Here is a 16,962-nt window from a genome sequence, read left to right on the forward strand (position 1 = left end):
GTGATGAACGATGTCAATCAAAACAAGACTGTTGCTCTCCTATATTGCCATGATTATCATTCCCCTTGTTTTGTTTGGTTTGGTTGCCTCGGGATTGGCGAATTACTTTTGGGGGGAACGAGAAGCAGGCAAACCGTTCCTTCGTGATACGCTCAATAAACGGGATGAGTTGTTTGCCGGTGTCACATTCATGGCCAAATACGCTCCCAATCAATTGACGAACCAGAACATGCTGACAGAGACGGATGAGCAGCTACAAGCAGTAGGCGGAGCATTGATACTGACAAAGGATGAAAAAGTGCTATTCGTCTCCCAGTCGATTGATGACGCTGACTTGCCTGACTATATGAAGGCTCAGTCGGATCAGGGGCGTATGCATAGCTGGAAACAGTTTAAAGAGGACGGCTACACGTTGGATACGGTCGAGTTTACGTTTGCTGATCAGAGTAAAGGAAAGCTCTACTTCCTCGCGAATTCTTTCCCGTATATGCAGACAGGCATTTATTTTTCTATCGCATTGATTCTCAGTTTGCTTACGATTGTGGCGTTGACGAACGGTGTACTAACGTTTCTTGTCTCACGCAGTATCATTCGACCCTTGTACGCCTTAAAGCAGGCAGCGAACGAAATTAAGGAAGGTAATCTGGAGCGCCCTGTTCAACTCCATCGCAAAGATGAGCTGGGAGAGCTGGGGGAAGCATTTGAAGAGATGCGTGGCAGATTGTATGATTCGATCCACTTGCAGCTTCAGTATGAGGAAAATCGCAAACAACTGATTTCCAGTATTTCGCACGATCTGAAAACACCCATAACTGGAATCAAGGCATGTGTGGAAGCAGTTCAGGAAGGGATTGCGGATACGGAAGTGAAGCGGGAAAAATATATGCAGATGATTGCCATCAAATCAGAACAGATGGACCGCCTGATTGATGAGTTGTTTTTATTCTCGAGACTGGATTTGAACAAGCTTCCGTTTCACTTTGAAGAAGTCGATATGCGAGCATATATGGCTCAGTTAGCCGAGGAGCTGCGGCTAGACCCGCGGATGCACGGCGTTCTAATTCGCTATGATGAGGAGAATGAAAGTCCGATTCCAGTCATGGCTGATCAGGAAAAACTCCATCGCGTGCTCATGAATATCGTGGACAATAGCCTGAAGTACTTGAACAAGGAAGAGAAGCTGATCCGATTGGAAGTGGAGAAAGCCGACGGTGAAGTGGTCGTGGCGATCTCCGACAATGGGACAGGAATTGAAAAAGGTGCAATGTCTCATATTTTTGACCGCTTTTATCGGGCTGATCCTTCGCGTAATTTGGCCACGGGAGGCAGTGGACTTGGACTCGCCATCGTCAAACAAATTGTGGAGGGGCACGGTGGTCGTGTATGGGCGGAGAGTGAGCGCGGACGCGGGACTCGTATTTGTTTTACCTTACCAGATCTCAAGAGAGCCGGGGGTGACACGGAATGAAGCACATTTTAATCATTGAAGATGACGCGGTGATCGCAGAGGTGCAAAAGGATTACTTGGAGGCAAACGGCTACTCGGTCGATGTCGCTATTTCTGGCGATACGGGCTTGCAAAAGGCACTGCAAGAGGAGTATGACCTCCTGATTCTAGACCTGATGCTCCCGATCGTGGATGGCTTCGAAATCTGCAAGCAAGTCCGGGAAGCCAAAAATATTCCGATCCTGCTCGTTTCCGCTAAAAAGGAAGACATCGACAAGATCCGTGGGTTAGGTTTGGGGGCCGACGATCATATCAGCAAGCCTTTTAGCTTAGGAGAACTGGTAGCGAGGGTCAAAGCCCATCTGGCCCGTTACGACCGTCTCGTCTCCGATTCCAAACCACGTACAGCAAAAGAGGAGATCAGGCTTCGTGGAATTCGCATCGACAAGCTAGCGAGAAGAGTTTACATCAACGGAAGCGAAGTGGCTTTCACTTCCAAGGAATACGACCTCCTGCTCTTTTTGGTAACCCACCCCAACTGGGTGTTTAGCAAAACAGAGCTATTTGAAAAGATTTGGGGTCTCGATTCGTACGGGGATATCGCCACGGTGACAGTGCATATCAGCAAGTTGCGGGAAAAAATGGAACGTGATCCGTCTAAGCCGCAATACATCGAGACGGTATGGGGTGTCGGATATCGATTTTTACTATAGTAGGTGGATTCGAGTAAAGCTTGGGTAAGAAAAGAAATGCTGCATACGTAAACACTTGGGTAATTAGTACCAAGTGTTTATTCTGTTTACCATAAATCGACAAACTTCGGTAAAATAAATGGCAGACATGGAATAGTGTGTGAGTAATGCGAGCTAAGGGAGACACAGATTATGGAGAGAAAAATCAAAATCCTCGGAACAGGGAAATACTTGCCCACTCGGCGAGTGACAGCGGCAGAACTAGAAGAAAAGCTGGGACTTGCGGCTGGATGGGTAGAGAAAAAGTCCGGGGTAAGCGTCAGGCATTTTGTGACGAATGAAACGGCTGCACAGATGGGGGCCATCGCTGCTAGGCGTGCTTTGGAAGTGGCGGGACTTTCCCTTCACGATATCGATTGTATCGTATGTGCAAGTGGGACGGCGCAGCAGGAAATTCCATGCACGGCTGCCTTGATTCAAGAAGAGCTTCAATTAAACAAATCAGGTATTCCCTGCTTTGATATAAATGCGACATGCCTAAGCTTCGTGACTGCACTGGATGTGATGTCGTGCCAGATAGCGCTTGGTATTTATGAGCGAGTTTTGATCATTTCATCAGAGATATCCTCCGCAGGCTTGAATTGGGAGCAAAAGGAGAGCTGCGTGCTGTTCGGAGATGGAGCTGCGGCTGTTGTCATCGGCAGGACGCCAGACACAGAAAGCTCCCGCATCTTGGGTTCAAGCATGAAAACATATAGTGAAGGAGCGCACTATTCCGAAATAAGGGGTGGCGGTACGCTTATCCACCCGAGCCAATTTGCACAAGGAAGAGAAGCTGACTTTGCATTCGATATGGATGGACGGAAAATTTTTCGACTGACCTCGCAGTTGATTACCGGATTTGTGGATCGCTTGCTGTCCGGAGCCTCCATAACCAAGGAGCAAATCCGTACAGTTATTCCTCATCAGGCAAGTGGGATGGCGATGCGGATCATGGCAAGCAAGCTCGGGTTTAACGACCAGCAAATGGTGAACATTCTGGCGGAGCACGGCAATGTCATCGCCGCTTCGATCCCGATGGCGCTGCATGAAGCGATTGGGCAGAATCGGGTACGGCGAGGCGATCATTTGTTGCTGCTGGGCACATCTGCCGGATTGTCTCTCGGAGGAATTGTGCTTGAATACTAAACAATCAGTCTTGCTGACAGGAGGCCGAGCTCCTGCTACGTTAGAGCTGGCGCGCTTGTTGGGCTCTGCAGGACATCGGGTCATTGTAGCGGAGAGTGCGCGGCGACATTTATGCCAGCACTCTCGTTATGTAAAAAGCTCCTATCAAGTTCCGCCTCCCCGCCAGCAACCCGATGCTTATATTGAAAAGTTGTGTGAAATCATGCAGCATGAGCGCATCGATCTTTTGATCCCGACTTGCGAGGAGATATTCTACGTATCGCGCGGGCGGGATCGCTTACTTGACTATGGTGAAGTGCTTGTGGAAGGAATCGAGGTACTGCGATCGTTGCACGACAAATGGCTTTTTGCCGAAATGGCGTGCGAGGTAGGAGCACTGGTTCCACAGACAGTGCGGGTACAATCTCCTACTCAATTGCGGGAGGCCATGCTGCAAGCTAGGGGGGCAGTTGTACTGAAGCCCGTGTATTCTCGCTTCGCAGCTCATGTACGGATCGTGGCAGACCCGTCATCTGCGGTAGGGCAGTCTACGCTACCCGAACCGACAGGTAGGCAACCATGGCTAGTCCAACAGTTTATAAAAGGGAAACAGGTGTGCAGCTACGCTGTAGCTCATAATGGACAGCTCACTCTGTACGCCGATTACGAAACAACACATACAGCAGGGCAGGGCGCCTCGATTCACTTTGCCTATTCAGCCCATCTACAGGTAAAAGATTTTGTTAGTCGCTTCGTGCAACGGCACAAGTTTAGTGGACAAATCGCATTTGATTTCATAGAGAATGAGCAGGGAGAGCTATATGTGATCGAATGCAATCCACGCCTGACAAGCGGTGTGCACTTGTTTACAGGACAGCTAGAGGCTGCGACTGCTTATTTTTCTGATCGGGGAAAAACCGTCGTTCCGGCTGGAAAACAAGCTAGCATGCTAGGGATGGCGATGCTGACATACGGCCTTCTTGGCATGACGAATGGCGAGGAAGCAAGGCGTTGGGGGAGAGACCTGCTTTCTGCAAGGGATGTTCTGTTTAGGCGGGATGATCCGCGACCTTTTTTTGATCAGTTCTCCATGCTGGCAGATTTGGCTTGGCAAAGTTTTCGAACGAGAAAAAGCATGATCGCTTGCAGTACAAGCGATATCGAATGGAACGGAGAAGAGGCGTAAGGACGTGAGGAAGAAATGAACAAGCGAGTTCTAGTAACAGGGGCGACGGGGTTTCTCGGACAGAAGCTGGCTACACGACTGCATGAAATGGGCTATGAGGTGACAGCGCAAGGACGAGACGAGCGGATCGGCCGGCTATTGCAGGAGCGAGGTATTCGATTCCTTCGGGCAGACCTAAGAGACAGAGAAGCCATGTTAAAGGCATGCCGCGATCAGGACATCGTGCATCACGCGGCTGCTTTTTCCTCCCCGTGGGGAACGTACCGTGACATGTACGAGACGAATGTGACAGGAACGATTCATGTCATCGAGGGCTGCCAGCAACACGGGACCCGGAGGCTGGTTCATGTATCGACGCCGAGTATTTATTTTGCTTTTGACGACAAGCTGGGAATCCGCGAAGATGAGCCGATGCCCGTACGGTTTGCTAATACATACGCACAGACCAAATATCAGGCGGAGCTGGAAGTCGACAAGGCATTTCTTGCAGGGCTTCCGACAATAACGATTCGTCCTAGGGCCTTGTTTGGCCCAGGGGACAATGCCATTCTTCCCAGACTGATTCGCGCTAATGAAAAGAAATTCGTTCCACTTATTGATGGAGGCAAGGCGATCGTTGATTTGACCTATGTGGAAAATGTCGTGGACGCGTTGATCTTGTGTATGGATTCTCCAGAGCACACATTGGGACAGGCTTACAACATTACAAATGGGGAGCCAGTGACGATGATCGAGGTGTTGTCAGATGTGTTTCGTCGCTTGGGAGTTCCGTTGAAAACGAAGGAGCTGCCCTATTGGAAGGCGTATGCGGTAGCTTGGGTGCTGGAGGCATTCTCCAAGACCGTTTTGGGCTATCGCGAGCCGGTTTTGACACGTTACTCGGTAGGTGTGCTCGCCAAATCACAAACCTTGGATATCTCCAAGGCAAAGCGCGATCTGGGCTATGAACCACGGGTGAGCATTGCTGAGGGCATCGAGACGTTTACAGATTGGTGGAGGATGCACGATGGACGTTAAATTGACGCTGATGGACACAGGTTACTGCAAGCAGCTCGAGATGTTTTCGCGAAAAGGCGGCCGGATGAAAAACATTCCGTTCCACGCCATCGTAGGGCTTATCGAGCACCCCGTCCACGGCTTGCTGCTCTTTGATACGGGCTATTCGCCGCGCTTTTTTGAAGCCACGAGCAAGCTTCCTTATTCGCTATACGGCAAAATAACGCCCGTATTCTCGGAGGCACACGAGAGCATTTCTGAGCAGCTCGCAGCACGCGGAATCAAAACGACAGACATATCGGGAATTCTCATTTCCCATTTTCATGCGGATCATATCGGCGGCTTGCGGGATTTTCCACACGCGAGACTATATTGCTTCGAGAGCGCCTACAACCACGTAAAGGGAAAGACGGGTTGGGCGGCGCTACGGGAGGCGTACTTGCCTGATTTAATGCCTGACGATTTCGAAGAACGGGTGACTTTCATTGATCGCGGAGGGCTTGTGGCATTGCCTGAGACTTACGCGCCATACGACGAAGGTTACGATTTGTTTGGGGATCAGAGCTTGTACATCGTCGATCTGAACGGACATGCAATCGGGCAGTTTGGCGTGTTCCTGCGCGATCGGGATCATGGGGATGTATTTTTGTGCGCGGATGCCGCTTGGTCAAGTGAAGCCTATCGCGGCAACCTGTTGCCTCATCCTCTGGCTAGGATGATCATGGCGGATCGACAGGCATATCGCGAGCAATTGCACAAGCTGCATGTGTTATCCCGCCAACGTCCCGATATGAAAATTATGCCGACACACTGCGGGGAAGTCTGGCAGGCCAGCAGAGGAGAGTTCACATGGAGATCATGACCCTCTTGAAGCAGTATGGAAAAACGAAGTGGCTTGCCCGTCGTTTTTCCACGCGTGAGCAGCTGGTGAAATGGCAAGAAGAGCAGGTCAGAGCGATGCTGTCTCGCATTTTGCCAGCCTCTCCTTTTTACCGAAAGAGATTGGGAACACAAGAACAATGGAGACAGATGGAGCCGATTGATAAAAAGCACATGATGGACCATTTTGACGAGCTGAATACGTGCGGGGTCAAGAAGGAAGAAGCGTTTGCAATTGCTCTGAAAGCAGAATCGACCCGCGATTTCACTCCCCAATTAAACGGCGTGACCGTAGGCTTATCCTCTGGAACATCTGGCAATCGCGGGCTTTTTCTCGTAGGGCCGCAGGAGCAAGCGAAATGGGCAGGGGTGATTTTGGCGAAAGCACTGCCTGGTCAGTTATGGTCTACACATCGGATTGCGTTTTTCTTGCGAGCGAACAGCAACCTGTACACGGCGGTCAACAGGCGGCGCATTCAATTCTCGTTCTTCGATTTGCAAATACCGCTCGATCAGCACCTTGATCATCTGAATCAGTATCAGCCGACGGTGTTGGTTGCGCCAGCCTCGATGTTGAGAATGCTCGCGACGGCTCAGCGACAGGGGAAATTGCGGGTATCTCCGACTAAGGTGCTCTCGGTGGCGGAAGTGCTGGACCCGTTGGATCGAACGTACATCGCAGAAGTGTTCGGGCAGGTCGTGCATCAAATTTATCAGTGCACAGAAGGGCTGCTTGCCGTGAGCTGCTCACACGGGACGTTGCATGTCAACGAAGACCTTGTGGTGGTGGAAAAGGAGTATCTCGATGAGCAAAAGGAGAGGTTCTTTCCGATCATCACAGACTTTTCCCGGACGACACAGCCGATTATCCGTTATCGTTTGAACGACATTTTAACGGAAAAGCGTACGCCATGTCCGTGCGGCTCTGTATTTATGGCGCTGGAATCAATTGAGGGCAGGGCAGATGATCTGTTTGTATTTCGCCATGAAAACGAAGCCCGTTGGATATCGGTCTTTCCCGATTTTATCCGTCGGGCTGTCATGACCTCGTCTGATGCGATTGAAGAGTATACGGTACGGCAGCTCAGTCATGAGCAAGTAGAGGTAGCACTGCTCATGAAGGATGGGGAAGGACCGTCCATGCGAGAGCAGGAGCGAGTGCGCCAAAGTCTGGAGCAAGTCATTGCCGATCAGCAAGGACAATTGCCAGCGATTGTGTTTGCGCCGTACCAGTTGAATCTCGGTACGAAAAAATTGCGTCGCGTAGAGAGGATGTTTGTTCAAGGTGAGCAGACAAGCGATTGAATGGTATGAAGAGGCCTCTGAGGGACACATCCCTTGGGAACAGGCGCAGGATCCCGACTACGTCAAAAGCTACTTGTTGCCCATGATGACGGAAGAGCCATCCCGTTATGTGCAAAACGTACAGACGAAGCTACATGCACTCCGTGTAGGCGATAGGATCATGCCCGTAACAGTGAACGATACCGAGTACGACAATTCGTATGTCAGTTCGGTGTTTACCCATTACGTGACGTATGCGAGGGAAGAGCTGGGCATGCTCGATTCGAGGCTGTTGAGGCGGGTATTGTCGACGGTTCTGACAGGGCTTGGACGCTGGATGAAAAAAAGCCAATGCAACAAAATGGTCATCGTTAACAATTGGCTGTTATCAACAAATCTGTATCATGATGTGAGTGCAGATGAAGTGAAGATGATCACGGACAGCTGCGTGCAAAAGTTCCCTGATCATATCATCGCGTTTCGTTCTGTTTGTCGCAGGCTGTATCCGGATTTCCACAAGGGGCTCGTAGAGAAGGGCTATCTCATGGTCCCCAGCCGCTACGTCTACCTTTTTCACCCCGACTGGCCATCCCAGGGCAAGTGGCGGGTCCGCAATACGCTCAACCGCGATCGAAAAATGCTTGCCAAATCCGGCTATCGCATCCTGCGTCATGAGGAGCTGGGGGAACAGCATGTCGAGCGAATCGTTGCTTTATATAACGCGCTGTATCTGGATAAATACTCCCAGCATAATCCACAGTTTTCGGTGGAATTCGTCCGACTGGCGATACAAAAGAAGACATTGACCCTCATCGGCTTGGAAAAAGATGGACGATTGGACGGCATTTTGGGCTACTTTGAGCGAAAAGGTGTGATGACGACACCGCTATTTGGCTACGATACGACTCTCCCCAAAGAGACCGGGCTGTATCGGATGTTGTCGTGTCTATTGGTACAAGAAGCAGAGAGAAAAGGCATCCTGCTCCATCAAAGTGCAGGCGTAGGCGCATTCAAAGCGGACAGAGGAGCCGAGGGGGAACCCGAATATACAGCGGTGTATGTCAAACATTTGCCGTTTTATCGTCAATCGGTTTGGAATGTGCTCGCTTTCTTGCTGAATCAGATCGGGATCAAGATGGTGGAGAAGTACCAACTATAATAGCATTTGACACTTCGACCCTCATCGAACTAACCGTCAGGTACACTACATGTAAGAAGAAACAAGTAGCTAGCCTGAAACGGGGGAACAACGCAATGAATCGAATTTTGTTCGGCATCCTTGTCGTCGTGACGACATCATTGATGGGCTCGTCTTTTGCGGTAGGAAAGATTGGATTGACCTATTTTTCACCATTGCTGCTGGTAGGTCTGCGTTTTACGTTGGCAGGACTGATCATGGCAGCGTGGGTATGGAAAAAGCCGCTCCCGAAGTCGGCGGGTGACTGGGGGAAGCTGTGTATGATCGGATTTTTGCAGACGGCCGCCGTCATGGGGTGTATCTTTTTGAGTCTGCGTACGATCACAGCGGGTGAATCCTCGATTCTGACATTTATGAACCCACTGCTCGTGGTCATATGGGGAACGTTGTTTCTAGGAATATCTTATCGGCTGACGCAATGGATGGGCGTTCTGATTGGATTGGTTGGGGTGTTCATCACGCTTGGCTTCCATCTGCAATGGGAGACGGGGACGCTGTTTGGCATCGGATCCGCCCTGGCGTGGTCAATTGCCACGATTCTCGTCAAAAAGTGGGGAGTCCGGTTCAACGTGTGGGTGATGACTGCCTATCAGATGTTATTCGGAGGAATTCTTCTCCTTGTAATGGGGTTCACGCTGGAAACGCCGAAGCTGATTGTGACACCAACCGCTGTGTTCGTCGTCCTATGGCTCGCGATTATGGCTTCCATTGTGCAGTTTGCGACGTGGTTTTATTTGTTGAATCACGGAGATCCGGGCCGAACGAGTGCCTTTTTGTTCCTCGCTCCGTTCTTCGGTGTTTTGTCGGGCTGGTTGTTATTAGGTGAGGTAGTGCAATGGCATGTGTATGCGGGAGGATTGCTGATTTTCGGAGGGATTTTCCTCGTGAACTGGACGTTTGCCCCGCGGAGGCGAGTAAGTGAAAAGGCACAGCTGGCAGAGTAGCTAGCTGTGCTTTTTATTCTGAAAGGGCGCTAAGTAATTGTTTCGAATGAAACTATTGGTGAGCTACAAATAGCTGACTTGAAAGAAAGCGATCTCTTGCTAGATTCGAGAAGGGGACGCCTTTTTCAAATGCCGGCATAGTCTTCAGCATGTAGTTAATTGAAAATTATTTTCAATTAGAAAAGAGTGTGTTATGCTCAGAATGTTTCGTGCGAAACAAAATAAGGAGGAGTGGTTTCCATGCAAGTCGATTATGAAGTGATTATTGTTGGCGGTGGACCAGTTGGAATGATGCTGGCTGCAGAGCTGGCGTTGGCCAAAGTGAAGGTGTGCGTGCTTGAGCGCTTAATGGAAACAACCCCTTATTCACGGGCACTCTCCGTACATCCGCGTACACTGGAAATCCTCGATATGCGCGGGTTGAAAAAGAAATTACTTGATAGAGGAAAAACGATTCCAACAGGGCATTTTGCAGGACTTGATACCCGCTTGGATTTCTCCGTATTGGATTCCTCCTCCAACTATTCATTGATTATTCCCCAACATGATACGGAGAAGGTACTAGAAGAGTGGGCGAAAAGTCTCGGGGTGGAAATACGTAGGGAAGAGGAGGTGGTAGCAGTACACCAAGATCAGCACAAGGCAGAGGTTGTGGCTGTTGGGCCACATGGAAAGTCTGTACTGACGGCACAGCGAGCGTTGTCCGCCAGCAGGGATGCATCGGGTGATCCTGATCGATCCGGAGCGAATGGCAGTCCCAAAGGAAGAACCAGTAAGATTGGAGGAACTACGTACTAGTTTACTGCGTATTCTTGGGGACGATTTAGGGATATCCGATCCGTTTTGGATGACTCGTTTTGGAAATGCGACCTTGCAAGCTCAGCGTTATCGGGAGGAACGGATTTTTCTTGCGGGAGATTCGGCGCATATTCATTTACCAGCTGGTGGACAAGGGATGAACGTTGGCTTGCAAGAGGCAATGAACCTAGGGTGGAAGCTGGCAGCCGAGTTAAAAGGCTGGGCACCAGATTGGCTGTTAGACAGCTATCATACGGAGCGTTTCCCCATCAATTCCGCATTACTAACGAATACACAGGTGCAGTCGCTGCTGTTCGGTGGTTCAGAATTCTCCCCATCCATCAAGGCATTGAGGGATATGCTATCCAACCTGCTGCAAATACCCGGGGCTAATTATCGGTTCGCCACCCAAATCTCTGCGTTCAATGTACAATATGAACTGGATGGGAAGACGAAACCGCATGTATTGAGTGGTCGACGTTTTACAGATTTGAAACTTCGCCTGGATAACGACGTGTGCCAGAATGCATACGAGCTTTTTCACTCAGGTTCTTTCCTCTTGCTCCATTTCGGCTCGGATGAACGATTGTACGATGCTGTAGATTGGTCGAAATACAAGCATATCCAAGTAGTTTTCACTTCGCTTGCTAAGGATGCTGCTGATTGGTATGACGTTCATACAGCATTGATTCGACCGGATGGATATGTCGCTTGGGCGGTTTCCCAGTCGGAGTCTAACCCGATGGAAGCTATTCGGAAAGGAATCATTCACTGGTGCGGACATGATTGATTGAAACAAGATTGTTTTGTGCAAAACAAAACAAAATTGTTTTTTGCGAAACAATCAGTATATAATGGAAAGGAGATGGTAATCTAGGAGACATGATATGCAAAACAAAGAGCTTTCCAAGCAGCGGATCATACAGCTCTACATACAACTCGTCACGCAGCAAGAGTTACGAGAAAGTAAATTGACTACGCGAATGGCGGAAGAGATGCAGAAGCTGGAATCCGAGATGGGAATGAAGCTAAACCTTACGCTAACCGAAATTCATTTCATTGCTTGTATCGGAGATCATGGTCCGATCAACGTCACCACGATTTCAGAAAAAATCAACTTAACGAAAGGGTCCATAACGCGGATCAGCAAAAAGTTATGGAAACTTGATCTAATTAAGAGGCAGCAGCTGGTTGATAATAAGAAAGAAGTGTACTATCGGCTAACTGCAAAGGGACAAAGGCTGTATAAGATTCATCACCGGATTCATCAAGACATAGAACAGCGATTTATGAGCTTTCTAGATAAATACACACCAGAGCAATTAGCATTTTCTCGCGAATTGCTGGAGGACTTGCTGGATTTGGATTTCTGAAATAGTAGACAAAGGGGCGCCATCACACAGATGGGGTCCTTTTTGTGCAGAGATAATAATAATGTTTTAGACTGATTAATAAAGTATTAGACTGGATAATAAAGTTCTAGGCTGGCGACCAAGTTAAACTAACGGGCAGAATAGTGTAATAACATAGAAAAGGCCCGTCCTCAAGGGGCCTTAGCATACCATCGATTAATTTATTATTTGGTATCCAATTTAACCATAGACTTTAGTACTTTTACTAATTGCTCTGGTGTAGTTCGCCCAGTTATTATGTACCACGTTTTTCCATTATCATAAGACCAACCAGCATCCGAACGGACACCCTCATTTGTATCAATAGCTGTAATCTGTCCATTTATTGCACCATGAACAGGATTACTTCCCTTTGGTATTGTAGCCATGACACGCTTCATGATATTAATAGCATTGTTAGTATTCTCTGCCTATACTAAGTATTCCCAGCCGTTATCTTTCCAGATAAATGCTCTTTTATTAGCAGAATACTTTACATCATACCCGTTAAATTTAGTGGCTCCTTCTGGTATTTCGAACATTTCGTATGTAGAGAAAGGCTGTTTTCGGTAACTAGGAAGAGTACCTGCTGACATTGTCATTACGTCAAAAGTAAGCATTTTTGATTCCCCATCACGCACTCTTTGGCGTGATATCTCGAATAAATAATGGTCTTTACTTACTTCAAGTTTGCTTACAAATAAAGAACCAAGTTTTCGAGAAAATTCAGATGAAGCTACATAAGAAGGAACATACACAGCAACATCTACTTTTTTTAGTTCATCAACATACTGTCTATCCCAAGTAAACGGTTCGACTTCCTCGTCTTGAATAGCGACAGCAACAGAAGCAAAACTGATAAGCAATGTAACAAAGAGCAAGATAACTTTCTTCTGCATAAAGCACCTCCTTACCTATCTTTTGTATATTGGTAAATTCTATGCGAGGTGTTTTATGAATCAAAAAGTGGATAGTCATTTGTCCAGTATTGAACTAACGGGTTCGTTAGTTCAAAAAACCAAATCCAGTCTAACACATTATTTTTGTGCTGTGACTGAATTTTTGCATGATAGGATTGAATAGTCTAATACCTAATTTTTTTCTAAGGTATGAGCATTTCTTATACAGAAATAGCGACAAATCAACAACATCAGTCTACTACTTTTCCTTGAACAACCTTGGCAGTCGCAACGCCTTCGCCGCGGCCGGTTCCTGTGAGGTGACCAGGCCCACCACACTCCGGGTGTGATGCGCCTCGATCTTTGTTTAGTTTGGGAATTCCTTAATCACCGTTTCAAGGTCTTTCTTAAATGAATCCAATTTAGACTTATCGTTACTGAAAAACCTATCATCATTTATTTTTCTCATAAGTTCACTTAGTTTCTTGAGTTCATCCTGTTTTCTTTGGATCTCCATAAGATTATTTTCATTTACTAATGGCTGAATTCTTTTTAGATAATCTTTTTTCTTCGAGTACAACGTTACGATTTCAGTTTGCAATTGTTCATCGGCAATAATCTGCTTTGTTTCTTGATTGTTAAAGATAATGGATGGAAGGAAAAGAGGGTTGGAAATCAAATAGCTATCAATCATTCCTGATAGATATGCCAACCTCTCTTTGTCTTTTATAGTGGAGAGTTCTTTCGTAATAAGTTCAAACTGATACACCGAGGAAATGTGTTGATGTTTGAATACATCGGTCAAAGTAATTTCAAATTGATTATGCGTAGGCTCCGATGATGTTGTGCTGCAAGAAGCCAAAATGAGGGATAAACCCAATATTATGGAGAATAATCTCTTCATGAGGTGTTTTCTTCCTTTCTTAAGATAAAAAAGCATTCGGTAATCCGAATGCTTTTTTAAATTTTCATATTATAATACTACCACTGCAAGGCACCATCGTCCCAGACTTGCCAACTTCTCTCTGTCATGCTTGGAGAAAGTGAAAACGATGCACCACCAGTTGGACCTAATTTTTCCCAAGTAAAGTTAGCCTGGAAATTACCGCTCCATGATACAGTATCATAGGTGTGAACATATTTAGAACCATACTCTAACGTAGAGTTAGTCTTTTTAGTTACATAGACAGCTGCATATGAACCAAAACCCAATTTATAATCGTGTACATTAAACAGGTAAACTCCTTCTAAACGTTTACTTCCATCTCTAGCTGTTGTATAACTTGTACTTCCTACGTTAGAGGAGTAATACTGTCCTACTTTAGGGTCCCATTCAATAGATACCAAATCATAAGTTGCGGGATATACTTCCGATATAGCAGGGTCCCAGGAAGCGATAAGGCGATAGAAAGATTCTCCTGTTCGCTTCGCGCTTGAAACTGAGAAATTCAAGTCACCTGCTTCAATTGCTGTAGGACCAATCCTATCATTTTTCTTTGTTTCTAATTCTACTCCAATTGGTTTTAATTTTTCTTTCAGTCCTTTATCATTCTCTTTGTTAGCCATTACCAAATTGTGAATAAATGAATCAAACTCTTTGTCTGAAAGCTTAGCGATGGCTGACTCCAAAGATTTTTGTTCTGATTTTACTTGTTTACTGCTTAAAGAAAGAACTTTACTGGCTAAATCTTTACTACTCAAACTCGAATAATCCGCTTTAGCTGCATCAGCTACCGGTGCAAGAAAGACTGATGTTAGCAAGACAGCACAAGTAATTATAGAAGATAAATTTTTCTTCATAAAATACCTCCACATTTTTTATTTGTCAATTAATTACATCTCACAACACTAGTTTTATCAGAAAATAAGCGCAAACGTTGTCAAAAAATGTATAAATATTAAAAACAGTAAAAAAGTCCCAAAGATAGATGTAAATTTACAATCGAAGAGCTTTTCTACCACTTGCTGTTCTGAGTACATAAAGTTTGTGGACTGAAAAATAAAGTGTTAGACTGGCTTTTTGTACGTCAGGATTGAATAGTCTAGAACTAATTTTTTTAAGTAAGAGCTTTTCTAATGCAGAAATTCCGTTTAATCAACTACGCCAGTCTAATACTTTGTTATTCTTGAACACTTTTTATTGCCGAGGCTAGATTTCCTCCATTTAGACTATTGAATACCGATATATGAAAATCGCCTGATAGCAACTCTCGAAAGTGTGTAAGGGAATCGTCTTTTTTAGTTCCTCTATTTCACTAAAATTGTACAGTTCAAGCTTTCTAACTCCTTTTGGTAGTTCTTCATAACGCATTGACAGTAGTGGACCTAATACACTGCTACGAATAAACGTAATATGATCGATTAGTTCAAACCCTTCTCCTCTTCCTAGCCCTGTGGCGCCATAATGAATCCAGACCCAGAAGCGGTCCTCAATCTGACTGCTGGGCCTAGTCGTAACAATCGTTGTTGCCCTGACCAAAAAGAAATGACCGCCCTTGAGACTGGCATCCAAGGCGGTCATTCTCGACTGATGTAAAATGTTGTTGAACCAATCCCCTTGTAGGGAAACGTCTGCTGTGCTGACCGGCTTAGGATGTTGAAAACATCCACAGGAGCTTTCACCCCGCGCTTAGCTGTGCTTTTTGCCTTCATCCACATGCAGTCCGAACTCAGTCATAAATCCAGAGCAGCCTAACGGCGTGACACGGATTGCTCTCCCTCCTGGCACTCGCTCGATCCAGCCGAGCTCAAATAATCGGTTGGTGAGTGAGGCACCAAGGCTACCTGCCAAGTGGTGGCGACGCTCGCTCCAATCCAAGCACGGACGGGCATAGCGACGTCTGCTTTTCGGCTTTGCTTGAAGGTCTACGCCGAGTGATTGCAGCTTGGTTTTTCCCGCTTCACTGAGCACGTAGTCTTGACCGGATGCTTCAATCAACTGCATTTCCAGCAATTTCTGCGTCAGGGCAACGCCCACTTCACCTGCGAGATGGTCGTAGCAGGTGCGAGCATAGCGGATGGCTTGCAATTGGTCGGACTCGCGCAAGGAACGGACTGGCTTAGGGGCAGCGATCGTCATTAATGATTCTAGGGCATGGGCGACATCAGGGCTGGCTAGTCGATAGTAGCGATGTCGGCCGTGTGATTCGCTGACCAAAAGACCGCCTTCCACCAGCTTTGCCAAATGCGTGCTTGCCGTTTGGGGGGTGATTTTTGCATTTCGAGCGAGTTCACTGGCAGGGAGTGCCTTACCGTTCATCAGGCTGACTAGGATGGAAACGCGGGATGGTTCTCCTATGAGGGACGCGACCTCTATAATATTCGGGCTGGTACTCATCAGACAGCGGATCTCCTCCATCATTTTTTATCTTCTTATCCATGACTCTAGCAGATTGTTACAGCTAAAAAAACAAGAGATGTTCCGCGTGGAGTTGTTGTAAGCTATATCCAAAGACGAATGGGGGGGATATCTACATGGAGTCCAAGCAATGGCGAGTAGGAATCTTTTTGTTTGACGATGTGGAAGTGTTGGATTTTGCAGGTCCACTTGAAGTTTTTTCGGTCACATCTATGGAAAATGACAGCCACACACCATTTCTTGTCAAAACGGTATCGGAAAAAGGGAACATGATTCAAACATTGAATGGTCTGAAGGTCCAACCTGATTACAGCTTTGCCAATATGCCTGTTTTTGATATTCTCATCATTCCAGGTGGGGTAGGTGCGAGAGAACGAGAAGTACATAATGAGCAAGTGATCAATTGGATTCGTGAGCAAATGCAGCAGGTGGAGCTGATGGCCTCTGTCTGCACAGGAGCCTTTTTACTTGCAAAAGCAGGTTTATTAACAGGAAAAAAAGCAACGACCCATTGGGCAAGTCTCGAACGGCTGGAAAAGGAGTTTCCCGAAGTCATTGTGCAAAAAGGAGTAAAATTCATAGATGAAGGAAATATCGTGACATCTGCTGGGATCTCAGCGGGTATCAATATGTCCTTCCATATCATCAAACGATTAGTAGGTGCGGAAGTAGCAGAACATACTGCAAAGATAATGGAGTACGATATTGTCCTCTAGAATAAAG

General features: G+C 46.8%; 16 protein-coding genes and 1 pseudogene. 12 read left to right on the top strand and 5 right to left on the bottom strand.

Annotated features, from left to right (window positions below; genetic code table 11):
* Window positions 1-10 precede the first annotated feature (10 nt).
* The 11 genes and pseudogenes from ACFYU8_RS26950 (at window position 11) to ACFYU8_RS27000 (ending at window position 11,964) form a co-directional block, all read left to right on the top strand.
* The gene (locus ACFYU8_RS26950; protein WP_390305584.1) at window positions 11-1,468 is read left to right on the top strand and encodes a sensor histidine kinase; all 1,458 of its coding nucleotides are present in this window, start codon (window positions 11-13) and stop codon (window positions 1,466-1,468) included.
* The gene (locus tag ACFYU8_RS26955; protein ID WP_390305581.1) at window positions 1,465-2,160 is read left to right on the top strand and encodes a response regulator transcription factor; all 696 of its coding nucleotides are present in this window, start codon (window positions 1,465-1,467) and stop codon (window positions 2,158-2,160) included. The genes ACFYU8_RS26950 and ACFYU8_RS26955 overlap by 4 nt, the downstream gene beginning before the upstream one ends.
* Window positions 2,161-2,331: 171 nt before the next feature.
* Complete coding sequence (locus tag ACFYU8_RS26960; RefSeq protein WP_390305579.1) at window positions 2,332-3,327, top strand: beta-ketoacyl-ACP synthase III; 996 nt, start codon at window positions 2,332-2,334, stop codon at window positions 3,325-3,327.
* On the top strand, window positions 3,317-4,492 hold the full coding sequence (locus ACFYU8_RS26965; RefSeq protein WP_390305577.1) for an ATP-grasp domain-containing protein: 1,176 nt from the start codon (window positions 3,317-3,319) through the stop codon (window positions 4,490-4,492). The genes ACFYU8_RS26960 and ACFYU8_RS26965 overlap by 11 nt, the downstream gene beginning before the upstream one ends.
* 15 nt (window positions 4,493-4,507) lie before the next feature.
* Window positions 4,508-5,509 carry an NAD-dependent epimerase/dehydratase family protein gene (locus tag ACFYU8_RS26970; RefSeq protein ID WP_390305575.1) on the top strand — a complete coding sequence of 334 codons (1,002 nt, stop codon included), beginning with the start codon at window positions 4,508-4,510 and terminating at the stop codon, window positions 5,507-5,509.
* Window positions 5,499-6,350 carry an MBL fold metallo-hydrolase gene (locus tag ACFYU8_RS26975; RefSeq protein WP_390305573.1) on the top strand — a complete coding sequence of 284 codons (852 nt, stop codon included), beginning with the start codon at window positions 5,499-5,501 and terminating at the stop codon, window positions 6,348-6,350. Before ACFYU8_RS26970 ends, ACFYU8_RS26975 begins: the two co-directional genes overlap by 11 nt.
* Complete coding sequence (locus ACFYU8_RS26980) at window positions 6,338-7,672, top strand: F390 synthetase-related protein (RefSeq protein ID WP_390305571.1); 1,335 nt, start codon at window positions 6,338-6,340, stop codon at window positions 7,670-7,672. Before ACFYU8_RS26975 ends, ACFYU8_RS26980 begins: the two co-directional genes overlap by 13 nt.
* On the top strand, window positions 7,653-8,810 hold the full coding sequence (locus ACFYU8_RS26985; RefSeq protein WP_390305569.1) for a GNAT family N-acetyltransferase: 1,158 nt from the start codon (window positions 7,653-7,655) through the stop codon (window positions 8,808-8,810). Before ACFYU8_RS26980 ends, ACFYU8_RS26985 begins: the two co-directional genes overlap by 20 nt.
* A 95-nt stretch (window positions 8,811-8,905) precedes the next feature.
* Window positions 8,906-9,793 carry a DMT family transporter gene (locus ACFYU8_RS26990; protein WP_390305567.1) on the top strand — a complete coding sequence of 296 codons (888 nt, stop codon included), beginning with the start codon at window positions 8,906-8,908 and terminating at the stop codon, window positions 9,791-9,793.
* Between the two features lie 240 nt (window positions 9,794-10,033).
* Window positions 10,034-11,381: pseudogene (locus ACFYU8_RS26995) on the top strand (FAD-dependent monooxygenase).
* A gap of 97 nt (window positions 11,382-11,478) precedes the next feature.
* Window positions 11,479-11,964, top strand: coding sequence for a MarR family transcriptional regulator (locus ACFYU8_RS27000; protein ID WP_390305565.1), 486 nt, complete (start codon window positions 11,479-11,481; stop codon window positions 11,962-11,964).
* A 203-nt stretch (window positions 11,965-12,167) separates the two neighbouring features.
* Here the strand turns inward: ACFYU8_RS27000 and ACFYU8_RS27005 are convergent, their stop codons facing one another.
* The 5 genes from ACFYU8_RS27005 to ACFYU8_RS27025 all read right to left on the bottom strand — a co-directional run bounded on the left by ACFYU8_RS27005 (window position 12,168) and on the right by ACFYU8_RS27025 (window position 16,218).
* Entirely contained in the window at window positions 12,168-12,371 is a 204-nt protein-coding gene (locus ACFYU8_RS27005) for a hypothetical protein (RefSeq protein WP_390305563.1), read from the bottom strand.
* A gap of 42 nt (window positions 12,372-12,413) precedes the next feature.
* Window positions 12,414-12,881 (bottom strand): hypothetical protein, encoded by a 468-nt coding sequence (locus ACFYU8_RS27010; protein WP_390305561.1) that lies wholly within the window; start codon window positions 12,879-12,881, stop codon window positions 12,414-12,416.
* Between the two features lie 367 nt (window positions 12,882-13,248).
* The gene (locus ACFYU8_RS27015; protein WP_390305559.1) at window positions 13,249-13,785 is read right to left on the bottom strand and encodes a hypothetical protein; all 537 of its coding nucleotides are present in this window, start codon (window positions 13,783-13,785) and stop codon (window positions 13,249-13,251) included.
* A 77-nt stretch (window positions 13,786-13,862) separates the two neighbouring features.
* Window positions 13,863-14,681, bottom strand: a complete 819-nt coding sequence (locus ACFYU8_RS27020; RefSeq protein WP_390305557.1) for a hypothetical protein — start codon at window positions 14,679-14,681, stop codon at window positions 13,863-13,865.
* Between the two features lie 829 nt (window positions 14,682-15,510).
* The gene (locus tag ACFYU8_RS27025; protein ID WP_390305555.1) at window positions 15,511-16,218 is read right to left on the bottom strand and encodes an ArsR/SmtB family transcription factor; all 708 of its coding nucleotides are present in this window, start codon (window positions 16,216-16,218) and stop codon (window positions 15,511-15,513) included.
* Window positions 16,219-16,355: 137 nt separating this feature from the next.
* On the opposite strand from ACFYU8_RS27025, the gene ACFYU8_RS27030 reads away from it, so the two are divergent.
* Window positions 16,356-16,955, top strand: a complete 600-nt coding sequence (locus ACFYU8_RS27030; RefSeq protein WP_390305553.1) for a DJ-1/PfpI family protein — start codon at window positions 16,356-16,358, stop codon at window positions 16,953-16,955.
* Window positions 16,956-16,962 lie beyond the last annotated feature (7 nt).

Source organism: Brevibacillus sp. NPDC003359, from assembly GCF_042878995.1.
GTDB lineage: Bacteria > Bacillota > Bacilli > Brevibacillales > Brevibacillaceae > Brevibacillus.

What these genes read in the sequence shown, in the direction of transcription:
- ACFYU8_RS26960 (WP_390305579.1), top strand. Translation starts at nt 2,332, where the DNA reads ATGGAGAGAAAAATCAAAATCCTCGGAACAGGGAAATACTTGCCCACT.
- ACFYU8_RS27030 (WP_390305553.1), top strand. Translation starts at nt 16,356, where the DNA reads ATGGAGTCCAAGCAATGGCGAGTAGGAATCTTTTTGTTTGACGATGTG.
- ACFYU8_RS27025 (WP_390305555.1), bottom strand. Translation starts at nt 16,218, where the DNA reads ATGAGTACCAGCCCGAATATTATAGAGGTCGCGTCCCTCATAGGAGAA.
- ACFYU8_RS26990 (WP_390305567.1), top strand. Translation starts at nt 8,906, where the DNA reads ATGAATCGAATTTTGTTCGGCATCCTTGTCGTCGTGACGACATCATTG.
- ACFYU8_RS27005 (WP_390305563.1), bottom strand. Translation starts at nt 12,371, where the DNA reads ATGGCTACAATACCAAAGGGAAGTAATCCTGTTCATGGTGCAATAAAT.
- ACFYU8_RS27020 (WP_390305557.1), bottom strand. Translation starts at nt 14,681, where the DNA reads ATGAAGAAAAATTTATCTTCTATAATTACTTGTGCTGTCTTGCTAACA.
- ACFYU8_RS26950 (WP_390305584.1), top strand. Translation starts at nt 11, where the DNA reads ATGTCAATCAAAACAAGACTGTTGCTCTCCTATATTGCCATGATTATC.
- ACFYU8_RS26980 (WP_390305571.1), top strand. Translation starts at nt 6,338, where the DNA reads ATGGAGATCATGACCCTCTTGAAGCAGTATGGAAAAACGAAGTGGCTT.
- ACFYU8_RS26970 (WP_390305575.1), top strand. Translation starts at nt 4,508, where the DNA reads ATGAACAAGCGAGTTCTAGTAACAGGGGCGACGGGGTTTCTCGGACAG.
- ACFYU8_RS26975 (WP_390305573.1), top strand. Translation starts at nt 5,499, where the DNA reads ATGGACGTTAAATTGACGCTGATGGACACAGGTTACTGCAAGCAGCTC.
- ACFYU8_RS27010 (WP_390305561.1), bottom strand. Translation starts at nt 12,881, where the DNA reads ATGCAGAAGAAAGTTATCTTGCTCTTTGTTACATTGCTTATCAGTTTT.
- ACFYU8_RS26955 (WP_390305581.1), top strand. Translation starts at nt 1,465, where the DNA reads ATGAAGCACATTTTAATCATTGAAGATGACGCGGTGATCGCAGAGGTG.
- ACFYU8_RS27015 (WP_390305559.1), bottom strand. Translation starts at nt 13,785, where the DNA reads ATGAAGAGATTATTCTCCATAATATTGGGTTTATCCCTCATTTTGGCT.
- ACFYU8_RS27000 (WP_390305565.1), top strand. Translation starts at nt 11,479, where the DNA reads ATGCAAAACAAAGAGCTTTCCAAGCAGCGGATCATACAGCTCTACATA.